15 protein-coding genes and 1 tRNA gene are annotated in these 17,078 nt (G+C 47.7%); 8 read left to right on the top strand and 8 right to left on the bottom strand.

Features of this window, described 5'->3' with window-relative positions:
- The first annotated feature begins 402 nt into the window (after nucleotides 1–402).
- The 4 genes from Q1B47_RS17305 to Q1B47_RS17290 are packed head-to-tail and all read left to right on the top strand — an operon-like array spanning nucleotide 403 to nucleotide 5,219.
- On the top strand, nucleotides 403–2,196 hold the full coding sequence (locus Q1B47_RS17305) for an FAD-dependent oxidoreductase (RefSeq protein WP_299796356.1): 1,794 nt from the start codon (nucleotides 403–405) through the stop codon (nucleotides 2,194–2,196).
- Nucleotides 2,193–2,324, top strand: a complete 132-nt coding sequence (locus Q1B47_RS17300; protein WP_299796353.1) for a hypothetical protein — start codon at nucleotides 2,193–2,195, stop codon at nucleotides 2,322–2,324. The genes Q1B47_RS17305 and Q1B47_RS17300 overlap by 4 nt, the downstream gene beginning before the upstream one ends.
- A complete protein-coding gene (locus tag Q1B47_RS17295) occupies nucleotides 2,321–4,150 on the top strand; it encodes a 2-oxoacid:acceptor oxidoreductase subunit alpha (RefSeq protein WP_299796350.1) in 1,830 nt (609 codons plus the stop codon). The genes Q1B47_RS17300 and Q1B47_RS17295 overlap by 4 nt, the downstream gene beginning before the upstream one ends.
- 16 nt (nucleotides 4,151–4,166) lie before the next feature.
- Nucleotides 4,167–5,219: a 2-oxoacid:ferredoxin oxidoreductase subunit beta gene (locus tag Q1B47_RS17290; RefSeq protein WP_299796347.1), complete on the top strand. Its 1,053-nt coding sequence runs from the start codon at nucleotides 4,167–4,169 to the stop codon at nucleotides 5,217–5,219.
- A 129-nt stretch (nucleotides 5,220–5,348) separates the two neighbouring features.
- Here the strand turns inward: Q1B47_RS17290 and Q1B47_RS17285 are convergent, their stop codons facing one another.
- Together Q1B47_RS17285 and Q1B47_RS17280 are read right to left on the bottom strand one after the other, a co-directional pair.
- Entirely contained in the window at nucleotides 5,349–6,047 is a 699-nt protein-coding gene (locus tag Q1B47_RS17285; RefSeq protein WP_299796345.1) for a hypothetical protein, read from the bottom strand.
- A 687-nt stretch (nucleotides 6,048–6,734) separates the two neighbouring features.
- Nucleotides 6,735–7,151 (bottom strand): hypothetical protein, encoded by a 417-nt coding sequence (locus Q1B47_RS17280; protein ID WP_299796342.1) that lies wholly within the window; start codon nucleotides 7,149–7,151, stop codon nucleotides 6,735–6,737.
- A gap of 505 nt (nucleotides 7,152–7,656) precedes the next feature.
- Between Q1B47_RS17280 and Q1B47_RS17275 the strand changes: the two genes are divergently transcribed.
- The 3 genes from Q1B47_RS17275 (at nucleotide 7,657) to Q1B47_RS17265 (ending at nucleotide 9,929) form a co-directional block, all read left to right on the top strand.
- Nucleotides 7,657–8,979, top strand: coding sequence for a hypothetical protein (locus Q1B47_RS17275; RefSeq protein WP_299796340.1), 1,323 nt, complete (start codon nucleotides 7,657–7,659; stop codon nucleotides 8,977–8,979).
- A gap of 30 nt (nucleotides 8,980–9,009) precedes the next feature.
- A complete protein-coding gene (locus Q1B47_RS17270; RefSeq protein WP_299796337.1) occupies nucleotides 9,010–9,471 on the top strand; it encodes a hypothetical protein in 462 nt (153 codons plus the stop codon).
- Between the two features lie 266 nt (nucleotides 9,472–9,737).
- Nucleotides 9,738–9,929 carry a transposase gene (locus Q1B47_RS17265; protein WP_299796335.1) on the top strand — a complete coding sequence of 64 codons (192 nt, stop codon included), beginning with the start codon at nucleotides 9,738–9,740 and terminating at the stop codon, nucleotides 9,927–9,929.
- Nucleotides 9,930–10,047: 118 nt separating this feature from the next.
- On the opposite strand, the gene Q1B47_RS17260 is transcribed toward Q1B47_RS17265, so the two are convergent.
- From Q1B47_RS17260 to rpsU, 5 genes are all read right to left on the bottom strand, one after another.
- Nucleotides 10,048–10,124: transfer RNA gene (locus tag Q1B47_RS17260), tRNA-Ile, on the bottom strand.
- Between the two features lie 206 nt (nucleotides 10,125–10,330).
- The gene (rpoD, locus tag Q1B47_RS17255; protein WP_299796333.1) at nucleotides 10,331–12,169 is read right to left on the bottom strand and encodes an RNA polymerase sigma factor RpoD; all 1,839 of its coding nucleotides are present in this window, start codon (nucleotides 12,167–12,169) and stop codon (nucleotides 10,331–10,333) included.
- A gap of 131 nt (nucleotides 12,170–12,300) precedes the next feature.
- A complete protein-coding gene (gene dnaG / locus Q1B47_RS17250) occupies nucleotides 12,301–14,022 on the bottom strand; it encodes a DNA primase (RefSeq protein WP_299796331.1) in 1,722 nt (573 codons plus the stop codon).
- A gap of 97 nt (nucleotides 14,023–14,119) precedes the next feature.
- Nucleotides 14,120–14,563, bottom strand: a complete 444-nt coding sequence (locus Q1B47_RS17245; RefSeq protein WP_299796329.1) for a GatB/YqeY domain-containing protein — start codon at nucleotides 14,561–14,563, stop codon at nucleotides 14,120–14,122.
- A 6-nt stretch (nucleotides 14,564–14,569) separates the two neighbouring features.
- A complete protein-coding gene (gene rpsU, locus Q1B47_RS17240) occupies nucleotides 14,570–14,785 on the bottom strand; it encodes a 30S ribosomal protein S21 (RefSeq protein WP_012323795.1) in 216 nt (71 codons plus the stop codon).
- A gap of 282 nt (nucleotides 14,786–15,067) precedes the next feature.
- Here rpsU and tsaD point away from each other — a divergent pair, with 282 nt between their 5' ends.
- Nucleotides 15,068–16,081, top strand: a complete 1,014-nt coding sequence (tsaD, locus tag Q1B47_RS17235; RefSeq protein ID WP_299796521.1) for a tRNA (adenosine(37)-N6)-threonylcarbamoyltransferase complex transferase subunit TsaD — start codon at nucleotides 15,068–15,070, stop codon at nucleotides 16,079–16,081.
- A gap of 177 nt (nucleotides 16,082–16,258) precedes the next feature.
- Here tsaD and plsY read toward each other — a convergent pair whose 3' ends face one another.
- The gene (gene plsY / locus Q1B47_RS17230; RefSeq protein WP_299796302.1) at nucleotides 16,259–16,858 is read right to left on the bottom strand and encodes a glycerol-3-phosphate 1-O-acyltransferase PlsY; all 600 of its coding nucleotides are present in this window, start codon (nucleotides 16,856–16,858) and stop codon (nucleotides 16,259–16,261) included.
- Between the last annotated feature and the right edge of the window lie 220 nt (nucleotides 16,859–17,078).

Genomic DNA, 17,078 nt, shown 5'->3' with positions numbered 1-17,078 from the left:
CTATGACTATCAACAATCTGCCTCGAAGCGTAATCGAGGCAGATTGCATCTAAAGTCAGTGTATTTCTAACCTGAAAGCTAAAGCGGGCCGGAGACAGTAACTATGGCACTCGGTCTGTGGCTGTTATGTTTGCAACCAACTTCAGTTATTTTGCGGGAATATGGCTCTGTCAGGAGTGGCAATGAGCTTCTTTCTGTCTGATAACGTCCCTCCACGGCACCTGTATCGCTGCTTCATCACTGCCGAATAATCAATTTAAGGCGGAGCGGTATAAGGCTGGAAAATAACAAAAAAAAGTTCCTTGTTGGTAATTATGATGTACATTAAATATACAGGAAAACTTTGCTCTCATTAAATTAAGTTGTCATTAACTAAGTCTGTCATTAACCAAGGTTGTTACTTTGAAAAAAACAGATACTTCCAACTACCGACACTTTCTCAAAGTGGTTGACTGCCAACAAGCCTGCCCTGCCCATACGCCGGTGCCCGAATATATTCGTCTGATTGCCGACCGAAAATACACCCAAGCCTACATGCTCAACTGGGAGTCGAATGTCTTTCCCGGCATTTTAGGCCGGGTCTGTGACCGTCCCTGTGAGCCGGCCTGTCGTCGTGGACGCGTCGAAGATGAGCCTGTAGCCATCTGCCGCCTGAAGCGTGTCGCGGCAGATTATAGGGGGGAGATAGAGTCGCTGCTGCCCAAGATCCCCAGAACTAAAAATGGTAAGCATATTGCCCTGATAGGTGCCGGCCCCGCCTCTTTGACTGTTGCGCGGGATCTACTGCCGCTGGGATATAAGATCACCCTGTTTGAACGCGACCTGCAGGCCGGTGGCATGATGCGTAGTCAGATCCCGGCGTTTCGCCTGCCGGAAACGGTCCTCGATGAAGAGCTGGAACTGATCCTGCAGATGGGGCTTAAGGTGCGCTATGGCGTTGCGATCGATAGCATGAAAGCCATGCTTGAGGAGATATTTGATGTGGTTTTCGTGGGAACCGGAGCGCCCAGAGGCCGGGATATCAATATTCCGGGGCGCCAGGAGGCGAAGGCGCATCTGACCCTGGGAATAGATTGGCTGGCCAGCGTTGCATTTGGCCATACCTCGAGTATCGGTGAGCGGGTACTGGTGCTGGGGGGCGGTAATACCGCAATGGACTGCTGCAGAACCGCTAAGCGTCTGGGAGGAAAGCAGGTAAAGGTGGTGGTGCGTTCGACTTTCGAGGCGATGAAGGCTTCTCCCTGGGAGAAGAGTGACGCCGCCGGTGAAGATATCGAGATCATCCCCAATCACACCCCCATAGAGTTCATCATGGAGGAGGGGAGATTTAAGGGGGTGTTGTTCGAGGAGCTTAAGTCCAGTTATGACGAGAAGGGAAAACGTACGCTTACACCAACGGGAAAAACCGTGATGATGGAGTGTGATGAGGTGTTGATCGCAATAGGACAGGATACCGCCTTTCCCTGGATAGAGCGTGATATCGGCATCGAATTTAATGAGTGGCAGCAGCCCGTGCTCAATGAGACTTCACTGCAGTCTACCCTGCCGACGGTTTTCTTCGGCGGTGATGCCGCCTTTGGTCCCAAGAATATCATTACCGCTGTGGCTCACGGGCATAAGGCGGCCATCTCTATCGACCTGTTGTGTCAGGGTAAAGACCCTGTCACGGAAAGGCCGGTCAGTGATTTTAACCTTGTCAGTCAGAAGATGGGGATTCATGAGTGGAGCTACCACAATAAGATAAAACCGGATACCCGCTATGCCGTGCCGCGTCTCGATTGGCAGGAGGCGATAGAGAGGCTGGCAACTGAGGTCGAGCTGGGCTACGACGAGAAGCTGGCCCTGGGTGAAGCTCACCGCTGTTTGAACTGCGATGTTCATACCATCTTCACTGAAGCCATCTGCATCGAGTGCTCCGCCTGTGAGGATGTATGTCCGGTGGACTGCATCAACTTTATCCCGGCTCAAGCCGAGGGCATTGAGGTAAGAGATCCCGTAGTGGTTAACAGGCTCAGGGTCAGTGATATAAATCCCGATCAGGAGCTATTTGTGTCAGGGCCACTGAAGACGAGCCATCTGATGATTAAGGACGAGGATGTGTGCCTTCATTGTGGCTTGTGCGCCGAGCGCTGTCCTACGGGAGCATGGGATATGAAGAAGTTTATCTTGAATGATGCGAAGGCTACGATCGAATGATCTGGCATCAATTTCAAACAGCAGAAGTTCACTTCGGTGTGGACTGTGTGCCGGGCTTGGTTGTTTCAATAAGCGCCAGGGAGATGGGGAAGTTTACTTTGACTAATGCAAAGGCGGCGATCAGATGACCCAATGTAAATCAATCAATGAGTTTGTGGTGCGCTTTGCCAATACCAATGGTACCGGTTCAGCCAGTGCCAACAATATGTTCGCCAAGGCCATCATGCGAATGGGACTGCCGGTAAGTGCTAAAAACATCTTCCCATCGAATATTCAGGGGATGCCTACCTGGTTCGAGGTGAGGATTAGCGAGAAAGGCTTCCTGGGGCGGCGCGAGGGGGCACCGGAGATGGTGGTGGCCATGAATGCCCAAACCCTGAGTGATGATATCGACTCGGTTAGGGTCGGCGGTTATCTGCTCTATGACTCCAGCAGCATGTTACCTAAGCGTCTGGAGCGTGAAGACATTACCTTTCTGGGGATGCCTATCTCCGAGATCTGCCGCACCGAATACAGCGATCAGCGGCAGCGACAGCTATTTAAGAACGTGATCTACGTGGGAGCGTTGGCCGCGCTGCTGGGGTTGGAGTTTCAGGTGCTCAAACAGTTGGTGTCGGAGCAGTTCAAGGGCAAAGATAAGCTAATTCGTCCAAACCTGTACGCTCTGGAACTGGGTTTTCAATTTGCTATTAAGCAGTTTAGCTGTCCGTTGGCCATTCACCTCGAACGCCGGGACCTGGTGGGCGACAAAATCATGGTCGACGGTAACACCGCCTGCGCTTTGGGGGCGGTCTATGGCGGGGCCACCGTTGTCGGTTGGTATCCAATCACTCCCTCAACCTCTGTTATCGAGAAGTTTTCATCATATTGCCAGCGCCTGCGTATCGATCCTGCCAGCGGACAGAAAAACTACGCCATTGTTCAGGCCGAAGATGAGCCAGCCGCCATAGGCATCGCCATGGGAGCCGGCTGGAACGGTGCGCGCGGCTTTACTGCCACCAGTGGTCCCGGAATATCACTGATGACTGAGTTTCTGGGGCTGGCTTACTTTGCCGAAGTTCCCTTGGTGCTAATCGATGTTCAGAGGGCCGGGCCCTCGACCGGGATGCCGACCCGCACCCAGCAATCGGATATGCTGAGCTGTGCCTATGCCTCCCATGGCGATAGTAAGCAGGTGCTCTTAATGCCATCATCGCCATATGAGTGCTTCGAATTCAGCGCGTTGGCGTTCGACCTGGCCGACAGGCTACAGACCCCTGTCATATTGATGACAGATCTCGATACCGGAATGAATCACCATCTCAGCCGTCCCTTCAACTGGGATGATGCGCATAAGTATGATCTGGGGAAAGTACTCAATGCCGATGAGTTGGACGAAGTTGCCGCCTTCGCCCGTTATGCCGATGTCGACGGGGATGGGATCTGCTACCGCACCCTGCCAGGAACTCACCCTAAGAAAGGGGCTTTCTTTACCCGGGGGACCTCACGTAATGAGCTGGCTGCGTATTCAGAGAAGGCTGAAGATTACACCAATAATATGAAGCGTCTGAATCATAAATTTGCTACCGCAGCCAAACTCCTGCCTGAGCCGGTGATTTCGCTTACTGCTAAGACGGCATCTGTGGGACTGGTGTTTTATGGCTCGACTCAGGAAGCGATTCCGGAGGCGGTAGCACTGCTGGCTGAGCAGGGGGTAAAGACGAATACCATGCGTGTGAGAGGTTTTCCTTTCGCTGCTCAGGTGCTCGACTTTATCGATAGTCATGATCAGGTCTTTGTGATCGAACAGAACAGAGACGGACAGCTCAGAACACTGCTATGTAATGAGTTGATGATAGACCCGGCGGCGATGACGCCCGTCCTTCATTACGATGGTTTAGCCATTACGGGTGAGTTTATCGCAGATTCTGTGCAGGAGCAGCTATCGGCGCAAACTAATCAAGTGGCAGGCTAAAGGAGAGGAGTTAGGTATGAGCTATCGAAAGCCACAGTTCAGGCACCCACGTCTGCAGGTGAACGACTTAGGTTTAACCCACAGGGATTATGAGGGGGCCCTGTCGACCTTGTGCGCCGGTTGCGGACACGATGCCATTACTGCCGCTGTGACCCAGGCCTGCGCCGAGCTATCACTCCCGCCTCACCGTATTGCCAAGATATCCGGTATTGGTTGCTCCTCCAAGGCGCCCAACTATTTTCTCAACCACGCGCATGGATTTAACACTGTGCATGGACGTATGCCGTCGGTGGCCACGGGTGCGAATATGGCTAACAGAGATTTGATCTATCTGGGGATGTCGGGTGACGGAGACAGCGCATCTATCGGTTTCGGACAGTTCGCCCATGTGGTTCGCAGACGACTTAATATGATCTATATCGTGGCCAATAACGGAGTCTATGGACTGACTAAGGGGCAGCTTGCAGCCACGGCGGAGCAGGGGATGAAAAACAAGGCCGGTGAAGCCAGTCTGTTCACCGATATCGATCTGTGCGTCAGCGCATTGCAGTTTGGTGCGACTTTTGTGGCCCGTAGCTTCTCCGGTGATAAGGCTCAGCTCGTCCCCCTTATCAAGGCGGCGATAAGTCATAAGGGCTTCGCCTTTATCGATATCATCTCTCCCTGTGTCACCTTTAATAACACCCCGGAGTCGACGCGCTCCTATGACTATGTTCATGACCATATAGTCACGGCTTCGGTAGCGGACTTTGTACCGGTTAAACAGGAGATCCGCTGTGAGAACAGCGATGCCGACAGCGAGGATATCTGCCTCCATGACGGCTCGATATTGCGCCTGTCTAGAATTCAGCCCGATTATGATGCCCACGACCGTCTGCATGCCATGGCCAGAATTGAGCAGGTGAAGGCCGAAGGAAAGATACTGACAGGTTTAATGTATATCGACCCGGAAGCCGATGATTACCATGAGATAAACCAGACGACTGATACCCCGCTCAATGCCCTGAAGCAGGAGACGCTCTGTCCGGGTAACCATGTACTTCAGACGATAAATGAGAGCTTCAGATAAACGATACCTTAGTTATTACTAGCGGCATTTCCGGGCAGAGCTAAAATGCTACAGGCTAGGAGTTCGGGTTACCTGTAGCATGATTTTTCGTAACTGCCCCCAGTTTGTAGAAGTCATCTACAGAAGGAATTACTCAACTGAGTTAGAACCGTGCACCTCCCAGACCGTCAGTGTGCCCTTTCCTAGAGAGGCGTTGGCACTGGAGTTTGCCTCCGGAGTAACAACCTCATCGTTCCAGGTCAGCTTGGCGTAGGCATCAATGGTATGAGAGCCAGAGCCTATATCATAGGCAAGGAAGTTAAAGGAGTGAGCCGCGGTAGTATCCAGTATCAGGCCTATCTCCTCATCGGTAAGGTTACACTCATCGAAGCCGATGATCCCATCGGGTACACCTGTGTCAACCTCTACTTCATCGACACAATCGAGCACTCCGCCCAGGCTGGCAAATAGTGTCTGTTCACGCCTGTCAAATACCACATTTCCGGGTTCAACCATTTGGCCGTCTACATACACCTTCATCTCTATCGTAGCTGCCGCTGTAGCCGAAGATTTATTACCACCCTTGCTCCTCACCACAGTCTCAGTAAATAGAGTGGTTTCAAATGAAAGACCTATGACCAGATCTTTGGGGGTGCCTGAGTTTTTCAGCTCCGTAGTCAGGACTTTGGTATAACCATCGGGCGTAGCTAATTCGGCCCTGTTGGCTACGGCACCGAATATGGCTGTTCCAGGTTTGGTAAATGAAGAGGCCGAATTGTCCGCATATATGTTTGGTGTCATCATGATGCCAACAACTAATGCTAGCGAGCTGATTTTTGAACAGTTCATGTTAACTCCTAATTATCCATGAGTTTCTGTTGTTGATATATTAAACAATGAGTAATGATAAGTGTTACTAGAGCTTGCTCACACAGTTTTTGCTCAGAATTTATATTAAATTCAAGCTGGTAAACTAGTGCTTTATGTCCAGTCACTAAAGTTTAGATGAGTTCGATGACGGGGTTAGTTCAATTGAGAATTTAAAATGTTCTATTATCACGATAACGTCTATAAGGTGTTAATAATGCCGCTAATACTTCTTCATTGAAAAGCTGGTTAAAACAGTGTGTTAGCGTTTGTTTTGAGGGCGGGGCTGAAATGGTGTTATATTTAAAATGTTAGTTAAATATATAGAGTTAAAGCATATTTAAAATATGATAGTGTCAAATTAACGTTGCTTTAAATATGTTTTTGATAAGTATTTCTTTAGTGCTTTTTATATTCGTATATGATATATGTTAGCTTGTTTATAGAACGCGCTTACTTAAGGTAAATTCGTTTTAGCTTCTTTCTACTTTTTATTTATTATTGAAATAAATAAAATGCTTGGTCTATTGATATGACGGTGTTGGAGATTTTTAATATTAAAGTATGAAAGAGATTTATTCTGTATATTATGATGATAGCGCTTCAGCTGCTCGGCTGAAGCGCTCATACTCGATGGGTTAAATGTGGATTTAGCCGATTACAGAGTCGCTAATGCCGTTCAGCAACAACCTTCTGTTTGATGCTTCCCTTTACCGGGCGGGCAACAAATGTCCGCAGTATTAAATTCAATGAGAAACGCTCACTGCTGTTCCAGGGGAGCAGTGAAACGAAGCGTGCCATGGCGCAGTAACCGAAGAGTACTTGAGCCCAGGTGCCGATTGCCGGGATCCAGTATATCCAGTTGAGCCCGTCGACCTGTGCGAGCAGCAGGAGTGACAAGTACCATACGCGAACCTGTATCGGAAATGCGGTGATACTTCGTTTACTGACAATGAAGTGGAGCAGATGAACCAGGGTAAGGCCTATTGCAAGCGTAAAACCTATAGGATCTGCGGCCACTCCGTAGGTGAGCAGTGCAGCCGTTAGCAGCCAGTATCTCCAGCCGGTATCATTTAACTCAATCATGAACATCTGTAACTTCTCCGTTTTACTCTCTATTAAATGAGATTTTTCTTATGGATGTATATGTTACATTAGTTTTATCTTTTGAATAGTGGAGTGTGTCACTAAAAACCGAATGGCTTATAAAAAGCCATAATCTGTACATCTGTCGATGGTAACAGAGGAGCCTGTAACTATAGATTCTGAAGAGGGGGAGTGAGGGCTGTTATTGTTTAAATCGATTCTACTCACTTGGTTAGTTAATGGCTCAAGAGGCCCTATCGGGGAGTGATAGCTGTGGAGATTCACTGGGCAACTCTTGATCTACCTTTAAAGACAATACAAGTATGTAGCCATAAACTTTCAATTTCCACGACCCTTTCCCCTTATGTTCAATAGTCTCTCGACACCTTTGTTTTACATTCCCTATCAATGAATCACACATAGGTCACATTTTAGTCAACCTTAATTGACTTGCTTACATTAGAAAACTTTAATGGTTAAACCTTAAACACATGGAAGTTTAATAATGAAACCACTTTACCTACCTGTCGCTCTCCTGCTGCTCTCAGCCTGCAACCAGGCTCCCGAATTTGGGCGGATCGACACCAAGAACTTCGACCATGCTGAAACCATCATTCTTCAAACCAACAAAGAACAGATAGACAAGGCTAATAAGCAAATTCAAAACCTATTACTCGATAGGGACCAACGAGATATTGATTTAGGTAGAGAAGGCCTAAAGCAAGCTTTAAATTCTGGCCTAGAGTTAAGGTACCGTAACGAGGCCCAAGATGCTTTTGTCCTGACACTCGAAGACGTAGAAATTAATCTGATTAATCAAAACAAGAATGATATAGCCAACGTTAAGAGCCAGATCAAGGAGTATGAAGAATTCATAGCTAAAGAGTTAGCAGCTAAAGAGTCCATAATCGCAAGAGGTGATAAATTTCTTGCAAGGCAAGACGAACTGAACAAGTTACGAGCCCAATCCATTGCTAAAAAAGAAAAGGCTAAGAAGGAAATTAGTGAGATTGGAGCAACGTTAAGCCGCACCAAAAAGGCCTTCTTTGATGCAAAAAGACAACCTTTACAAGACAACTTTTACCCAACAAGAGAAAAAGGCTCAAAACCCTGCCATAAGAGCTGGTGGCAGGAAGACAACAAGTATAAAGCCGGATCTGCAAGCTTTTATCTTGGTGAGATCGAACACGGAAATGTGACCCTCTGTGCATACTACATGGTTAAGAAAATGAGTTACTCGTTTCAGCGAGAGAAAGAAATCATCGCTGATATACGTAAGTTATATGGAGAAGAACGGTTAAATAAAGTCTTAACACTCGCTCTGAAAGCCTCGAAAGGGCGCTCTGACTCCAATCTTTATGATTCATACCTGTCTACCCCCACGAAAGACCCTCTTAGCTCTGATACTCATGATGTTGGCCGTGAATGGCGTTTTGGCGAGCCTAGTGCACTCTTTGGCTATCGAAAAAACTTAGAGTTCGCTCAGAAGCATCTAAAGGCACTTTCAACAGAAGTCATTACCAAAGAGAAAGTAAAAACAGAGCTCGCCAGAATTCAAGAACGGGCACTACCCATGGATGAAGTACCGGCAATTTATTTGGGACTCATTGGTGAGAAAATACCAGTCGATACTGGTGGTAGGTTCAAGATGACTGATAGAAGCAGTACCCATCTGGTCATACTGCAGAAGCCCGGAACTCGTTGGCAGGAAATGGCGATTTTAGATTTAGAGCCATTCCAGGAAAGAGATGAGATTATAGTCTTGGAGAATGATTTTGTGACCATTCAACAACACGCATCTCATATAAAGGCATCACAGAAATTATAAGTTTAATAACAACTAAAAAGGATATTTAGAATGAAATGTGAAATTTGCCAGTCTGATACACGGATCAACTATGGTGTTGCCAATGTTGTTTGTAGCTCTTGTGCCGGCACAGACAAAGCCAATGAACTCATAAACCGCTCCAAGATGAAAGCCGCTAAAAAGCCTATGCAGAACCATTCAATACCAATTCAAGGAATAGATATAGCTAAACTAACACAAATGTTGCTCTGGGGCGGCGGTGCCATAACATTCTGCGCCTTCCTTTGGTGGGCTAACTTCTATGGCCAAGTTGTAAAGGAGTTTGGCGGGCAGCTTAGTGAAGCTGCAACTTGCCTCTATTCCTCAAGTGGTACTTGCGCTTTGGTTAGTGGTTTAGCACAAATGGGTGGGGGTACTCCATATGACCCAGTAGTTTTTTGGGGTGGAATCGTAGTGCTTGGGCTTGGAATTCTCCTTTTTTTATCGGCAACAACAAAGAACAGAGCTAATTAAGTAAATATCAGCGTTCGAGGTTCACTAACAAAAGGGGCCATATCTCGTGGCCTCGCATCTTTAAGGTTCAGCCCTAAACACACGGAAGTTTCAATGTGAAATCAATATATTCGCTAGCTTTAACACTCCTATTGTCTGCATACAATCAATCACCTGAATTCGGCCGGATAGAGAGTAAAAACAGAGACCACACAAAAAACAGGTGAATCGGCCAGCCTCATGTAGACACGGATTTGATTTACAATCAGAAGTCCACAGGAGGACAAATGAACAAGCAATTTATCGAAGAAATCAAAATCCAAGCCGCTAAGCAAGTCATCGAGCAAGGGCATACTGTAGCAAGTGTGTCAGAGCATCTTGGAGTCTCCACCAATAGTCTTTACAACTGGATAAAGAAGTATGGCTCAGACAGCAAGCACTATCAGCAAACAAGCGGGCAGGAAGCTCGGATAAGGTAGCTCGAAAAAGAGTTGAAACCTGTGACGCAGGAACGCGACATATTAAAGGAAGCAACAGTAGATTGAATTTCAGACACAAAAAAGCCCATTGTTTCAATGGGCTTTTTTGTTTTTAAATTGGTGGCCCCTCACAGACTTGAACTGTGGACCTGACGATTATGAGTCGTATGCTCTAACCAACTGAGCTAAGGGGCCTACTTAAGGAGGTCGTCACCACCGAAAGCGAAAAGAAGTATACGAGGTTTAAATGCCGTTGTCACCCGTGATCTATGAAGAAATCACAACTTTGAATTCAACTGCTTATCTGTTAATCAAAAAGAGTTAGCTTTAGTCGAATTTCAATCAAAAAAAACCTGCCGTTGAGGCAGGTTTCTATAGATGCACAGTGAGCTGGCTAAGCGTTACTCGTCCAGGAAGGACTTCAAGATCTCAGAGCGTGAAGGGTGGCGTAGTTTACGCAGTGCCTTCGCTTCGATCTGACGGATACGCTCACGTGTAACGTCGAACTGCTTACCCACCTCTTCAAGAGTGTGGTCTGTGTTCATATCGATACCGAAACGCATGCGCAGTACTTTCGCTTCACGGGCCGTCAGGCCTGCAAGTACTTCGTGAGTCGCGTTCTTCAAGCTTTCGCCTGTAGCCGAGTCCAGTGGTAGCTCGAGAGTGGTATCCTCGATGAAATCACCTAAGTGCGAATCTTCATCATCACCAATCGGCGTCTCCATAGAGATAGGCTCTTTGGCAATCTTAAGTACCTTACGGATCTTATCTTCAGGCATCAACATACGCTCGGCCAACTCTTCAGGTGAAGGTTCGCGACCCATCTCCTGTAACATTTGACGCGAGATACGGTTCAGCTTGTTGATAGTCTCAATCATATGCACAGGAATACGGATCGTTCTTGCCTGGTCGGCAATAGAGCGAGTGATCGCCTGACGGATCCACCATGTTGCGTAGGTCGAGAACTTATAACCACGACGGTATTCGAACTTATCTACCGCTTTCATCAAGCCGATGTTACCTTCCTGAATCAGATCCAGGAACTGCAGACCACGGTTGGTATACTTCTTAGCGATAGAGATAACCAGGCGCAAGTTTGCCTCAACCATCTCTTTCTTAGCGCGGCGGGCCTTAGCTTCACCGATAGACATACGACGGTTGATATCTTTGATAGCACCAATCGCGAGTCCGGTTTCCTCTTCAATTGAGTCGAGTTTAGCGCGGCAACGGCGGACATCCGGCTCTACCATCTCTAAACCTTCGACATATGGCTTGTTAGAGGCAAGTTCGTCGTTAAACCATTCGATACTGCTTTCGTTGCTGGTATAAACCTTAACGAAATTCTTCTTCGGCATCTTAGCTTGTTCAACACAAAGCTTCATGATGAGACGTTCTTGAACACGTACCTTGTCCATCATAGCGCGCATGTTCTTGACTAAGCGGTCGAACTGCTTAGGCATCAGGCGGAACTCTTTGAAGATTTCACCAATCTCAAATAGTGCCAGAGTAGACTCTGGGTGACCGCGGCCCTTAAGAGCGATGGTCTTAAGTGTGTTTTCGTGCGCTTCTCTTAGCTGCGTGAAACGCTCTTTGGCTTCCTCTGGGTCCGGTCCCTTTGGACCGTCTTCATCATCGCCTTCTGCGTCTTCAACTTCTTCATCGTCTTCATCTTCAAGTTCTTCATCGGACAACTCAGAGCCGACGTGTGTCGCAGTAGGCGCAACATCTTCGGCGTTAGGATCGACAAAGCCTGAGATGATATCAGACAATCTTACTTCTTCAGCTTCGTAGCGGTCGTACTGCTCAAGGATCATGGCGATCGCTTGCGGGTACTCGGCAACCGAAGCCTGAACCGTATTGATTCCCTCTTCGATACGCTTAGCGATAACAATTTCGCCTTCGCGGGTAAGCAGCTCAACGGTACCCATTTCACGCATATACATACGGACCGGGTCTGTTGTACGACCTAATTCGGCTTCTACAGTTGCAAGTGCAGCGGCAGCTTCTTCGGCAGCATCTTCGTCGGTGCTGTCTTCAGACATCATGATTTCATCAGCATCCGGCGCCTGTTCATAGACGCGAATACCCATGTCATTAATCATCTGGACAATATCTTCGATCTGGTCGGCGTCGACCATATCTGCAGGCAAGTGATCGTTCACTTCTGCATAGGTTAAGTAACCTTGCTCTTTACCTTTGGCAAGCAACAATTTGAGTTGCGACTGAGGAGTTTGCTCCATAGATATCATCCAAGTTGGGTAACTGTTAAAACAACGCGCAAAACATTGCTGCGCAAATCGTCAATTATAGCCTTGTGCGCTTCCTTGTGCCAGTCAAAGTGCTTACTTTTGAGACAGAAACTGCCTTAATTTTAGCCTTTTATGACTGAGATTAGCTTAGTCAGCTGAATCCTTTCTTCTTTAGTGTGGTTCTGTTTTAGACTCAATTCCTGATAGCGTTGTTCAATGTATTGATTGTTCAACCAGATCAGGGTTTTTTTGAACTCTTGCTGTAAGTTTTCATCCGCCACTTGATGATCCCATTGGGTCAGTTTTTTCAGGGTGCTAAGTTGTTTATCGCCCCTGAACTGCTCAAGTAGTTGTGCGCTGCTTTTTACTTTGGCACGAGTTTCGTCTAATAAGAGGATCAGCAGTTCAATGCCGGCCATCTTCAGGTGTTTAAGCGCTGGTTGCTCAGGCAGTCCTTCACCAAGTCCAGGATGTTGTACTAACAAGGCGATGGCTAATCGCAGTGGTGTTCCACGTCCTTTCAACGCTTTGTTTTGAAGAGGTTTTACTTGCTCTTTTGAGGAGAAACCAAGTTTCCTCTTCAGCTCTTCCGCACCGTTCATGCCCAGTTTATAGGCTAAGTTCTCAAGTAATAAACTCTGTAGAACGGTATCTTGTATCTTCTCTGTCAGAGCAATAGCTTGCTTGGCCAGGGTCCCTTTATCTGAGCCATATCGTTTGGCTAAGGTTTCAAAAAGAAACTCGGGCAGAGCCTGCGCACCATCAATCTGATTTTCGAATGCTTCTTTACCTACCTGGCGAACCATAGTATCCGGATCTTCACCTTCAGGCAGGAACATAAATTTAACCTGGTTCCCAGGTTTTAGTAAGGGCAGTGCTGTTTCGAGAGCGCGCCACGCCGCTTCGGCGCCGGCTTTATCTCCGTCATAACAGCAGATCACCTCTTTGGCACTACGTAGCAGCAATTGAAATTGATCTGCCGTGGTTGAGGTCCCCAGAGACGCGACCGCATAGTCGACGCCAAACTGTGCCAGAGCAACCACATCCATATAGCCTTCAACAATGAGTACCCGTTGGGGATCTCGATGACGCTGTTTCAGCTCATAGAGTCCATATAACTCATTGCCCTTATGAAATATGGGCGTTTCCGGAGAATTCAAGTATTTTGGCGTACCATCGCCTAAAACTCGACCACCGAAACCGATAACCCGGCCTCTTCTGTCCCGAATGGGGAACATAAGCCGGTCACGAAACCTGTCGTAACGTTTGCCATTATCGTTCTCGATAACCATTCCGGCGGTGAGTAACTTGTCTTGTGCATCCTGATTCTGACGGTAGCGGCTCAGTAAGCCATCCCAACCGTCGGGTGCAAATCCAATGTTGAAGTGGCTTACCACCTCACTGGACAGGCCTCGATGAGCTAAATAATCGAGCACCTTTTGTTTGTCATTATGTTGTCTGAGTTGATTCTGAAAATAGAGGCTGGCCTCTTCCATCAACTGATAGAGATCGCGACTCAGTCCCTGATCACGCTTTGGACCTGTTCCTTGTTCCCGCGGGACTTCAACACCCAACTGTCCGGCAAGCTCTTCAATTGCATCGACAAAGTCGAGTCGGTCATACTCCATGACAAAGTCGATAACATTTCCATGGGCACCACAACCGAAGCAATGGTAAAACTGCTTATCCCGGCTTACGGTAAAAGAGGGCGATTTTTCGCTATGGAACGGACAACAGGCAGAATGATTCTTACCCGCTTTTTTCAGAGGTACTTTTGCGTCAATAAGATCGACTATGTCGATTCGAGCTACCAGCTCATTGATAAAATCACGAGGTATCGCCATTAGTTCAGTAAATGCCGCCTTTCGCGAAGATAAAAGAGAAACAATATAAACAAACAAGCCGTGCAAGAGCACGGCTTATTCACGCATCAAACACTAATTACTTAAGTTTAGCTCTGATCAAGGCGCCAATTGCCGCCATATCAGCTCTTCCTAAGACCTTAGGTTTTAACGCTCCCATTACTTTACCCATATCCGCCATGGAGGATGCACCCATTTCAGTAATAGATGCATCAACTAGCTCTGCAATTTCCTCTTCGGAAAGAGGCTTAGGCAGGAAGTGTTCAAGAACTTGAATCTCCTCTGCTTCACTTGCTGCCAGCTCATCACGTCCGGCTGCACTATATTGTGCAATCGAGTCGCGACGCTGTTTAACCATTTTGGTTAAGACCGCTATAGCTTGGTCATCAGTCAGAGTTTCGCGGGTATCCACTTCAATCTGCTTGATGGCGGCTAATGCCATACGAATAGTCCCCAAGCGCACCTTTTCTTTGGCACGCATGGCTTCTTTCATCTGGTCTTTTAGCTGATCAACTAGGCTCATAAGAGATTAGTATAAACGTACGCGACGCGCATTTTCGCGAGAAAGCTTCTTAGCAAGACGCTTAACTGCAGCGGCTTTAGCACGTTTACGTGCAGTAGTTGGCTTCTCGTAGAATTCACGAGCGCGAACATCAGCTAAGATACCGGCTTTTTCACAAGAGCGTTTAAAACGACGTAGTGCTACGTCAAATGGTTCGTTATCGCGTACTTTAATTATTGGCATACGCCATCACCCCTTAGGTGTAGTTTGTAATGAGTCAATCACTTGACCCAAGTTAATTTAAAAATGGTGCGGAATTCTATACCGACTTAACACCGTTTGTAAAGCCCCTATTGCGATCCTATTTTAAGATCTTTTTTCGAGTCCGATCTTTTCTCAGATCCGCACGCTATCGCTGGGGCTCTAAATTCTATCCGATGAAAATAGAATGAGTAAGTCTATTGGTATAATTAAAGCACAGGAGGTAGAATTAGCAGCCTTTATATGACAGTTTGACGGGATATGATGCGGGTTTTAGGTATTGAAACATCTTGCGATGAAACAGGAGTCGCTGTTTTTGATGACGAGCAGGGCTTGTTGTCTCATACACTATATAGTCAGGTAAAGCTTCACGCCGATTACGGTGGTGTCGTTCCTGAGCTGGCTTCCAGAGACCATGTAAGAAAGATAGTTCCACTGGTTAAGCAAGCGTTAGCCGATGCAAATTGTACCCTGGACGATATTGATGGGGTTGCCTATACCAAGGGGCCGGGTCTTGTCGGTGCCTTGTTAGTCGGAGCCTGTGTGGGGCGTTCACTAGCTTACTCCTGGGGAAAACCTGCCGTCGGTGTACACCATATGGAAGGTCACCTGCTTGCGCCTATGCTTGAAGATGATGTGCCTGAATTTCCTTTCTTAGCTCTGCTTGTTTCCGGCGGACACTCTATGTTGGTCGGCGTCGAGGGAATTGGCCGGTACGAGGTGCTTGGTGAGTCTGTCGATGATGCGGCCGGTGAAGCCTTCGATAAGACGGCAAAATTGATGGGGCTCGATTATCCGGGCGGACCGCGTTTGTCAAAGCTTGCAGCTAAAGGTGAGTCGGGTCATTATCGTTTTCCAAGGCCGATGACTGATAAGCCCGGGCTGGATTTCAGCTTCTCCGGACTTAAGACTTTTGCTGCTAACACAATCGCCAGTGAACCCGATGATGAGCAGACACGCGCTAACATCGCCTGTGCTTTCGAAGAGGCGGTCGTCGATACTCTCTCTATCAAGTGTCGCCGTGCACTGAAACAGACTGGATATAAGCGTTTAGTGGTTGCCGGCGGCGTGAGCGCCAATGCCCGCCTGCGTAAGACCTTAGCCGAGACTATGCAGGCTCTGGGTGGAGAGGTCTATTATCCCCGTGGTGAGTTTTGTACCGATAACGGTGCCATGATTGCCTATGCCGGTTTGCAAAGACTCAAAGCCGGTCAGATTGAAGATCTGGGTGTGAAAGGAGAGCCACGCTGGCCACTGGATACGCTACCGGCGGTATGATGCTGGGGAGCCTGGAGCTATAATGAAGCACCTCGTCTTTAACAGGCGGGGTGTTTTTTTATGTTTGGAGAGCTTAGAACTGGGATCAGAGGCTTTAACTTTTTCAGGCTTTCTTTACCATTGACTCGCAACTCGCAACTCGCAACTCGCAACTCGCAACTCGCAACTCGCAACTCGCTACTTTCTCTTTCGCGACACCTTGGACTCTTCCCCTTTGAGCAGCCTGCGAATGTTATCTTTATGGCGAATGAGGATTAGGGTCGATAGCATGGCGACAGGAATGGTAAACCTGTCATCCATATACCAGGTATAAGCCGGGGCTAATATTGCCGTGGTGATAGCTGCAAGGGATGAATAACGAGTTATGAGCACCATGATAATCCAGGTCAGCATCAATGCCAGAGCCAGCTCATGGCCAATGGGGGCCATGGCACCAAATGCAGTTGCAACCCCTTTTCCGCCCCTAAATTTAAAGAAGATGGGAAAGATGTGTCCTAAACAGGCTGCAATAGCGATAACACCGAGCGCGACGTGATCTATGCCTAAGCGAAATGCCAGGTAGGCGGGAAGGGCGCCTTTGAGCATATCGAAAAATAGCACCATGGCGGCTGAGCTGGCACCGCCTATTCGTAGTACGTTGGTGGCCCCCGGGTTGCCGGAGCCCTCCGTTCTGGGATCGGGTAGGCGACGCAATCGACATACTAGCACTGCGCTGGAGATCGACCCTGCCAGATAGGCGGCCAATATCATTCCCAGGGTGAGTATAGTTATGGTCAAATTGGTTTCCTTTCCCTTCTTAAGGTATCATCGCGCCACAAAAAGTTTTGCTCAATATTTACCGTCTCTCGCTCTTGTATAGAGAGTGGTTTGTTTGGGCTGTAAAATCTCTCTATAGAAGCTTATCCTACTTGGGTTTTATCCCGTTAGAAAGAGAGATCGAACAATATCACTGATTAGGTTCGGATTATATCCTCTTTATCCGATTTAGCTTATCTGA

The organism is uncultured Shewanella sp. (genome assembly GCF_947501225.1).
GTDB lineage: Bacteria > Pseudomonadota > Gammaproteobacteria > Enterobacterales > Shewanellaceae > Shewanella.
Note: the sequence above shows the minus strand (reverse complement) of the source record. Positions and strands in the feature narration are given on the sequence as shown.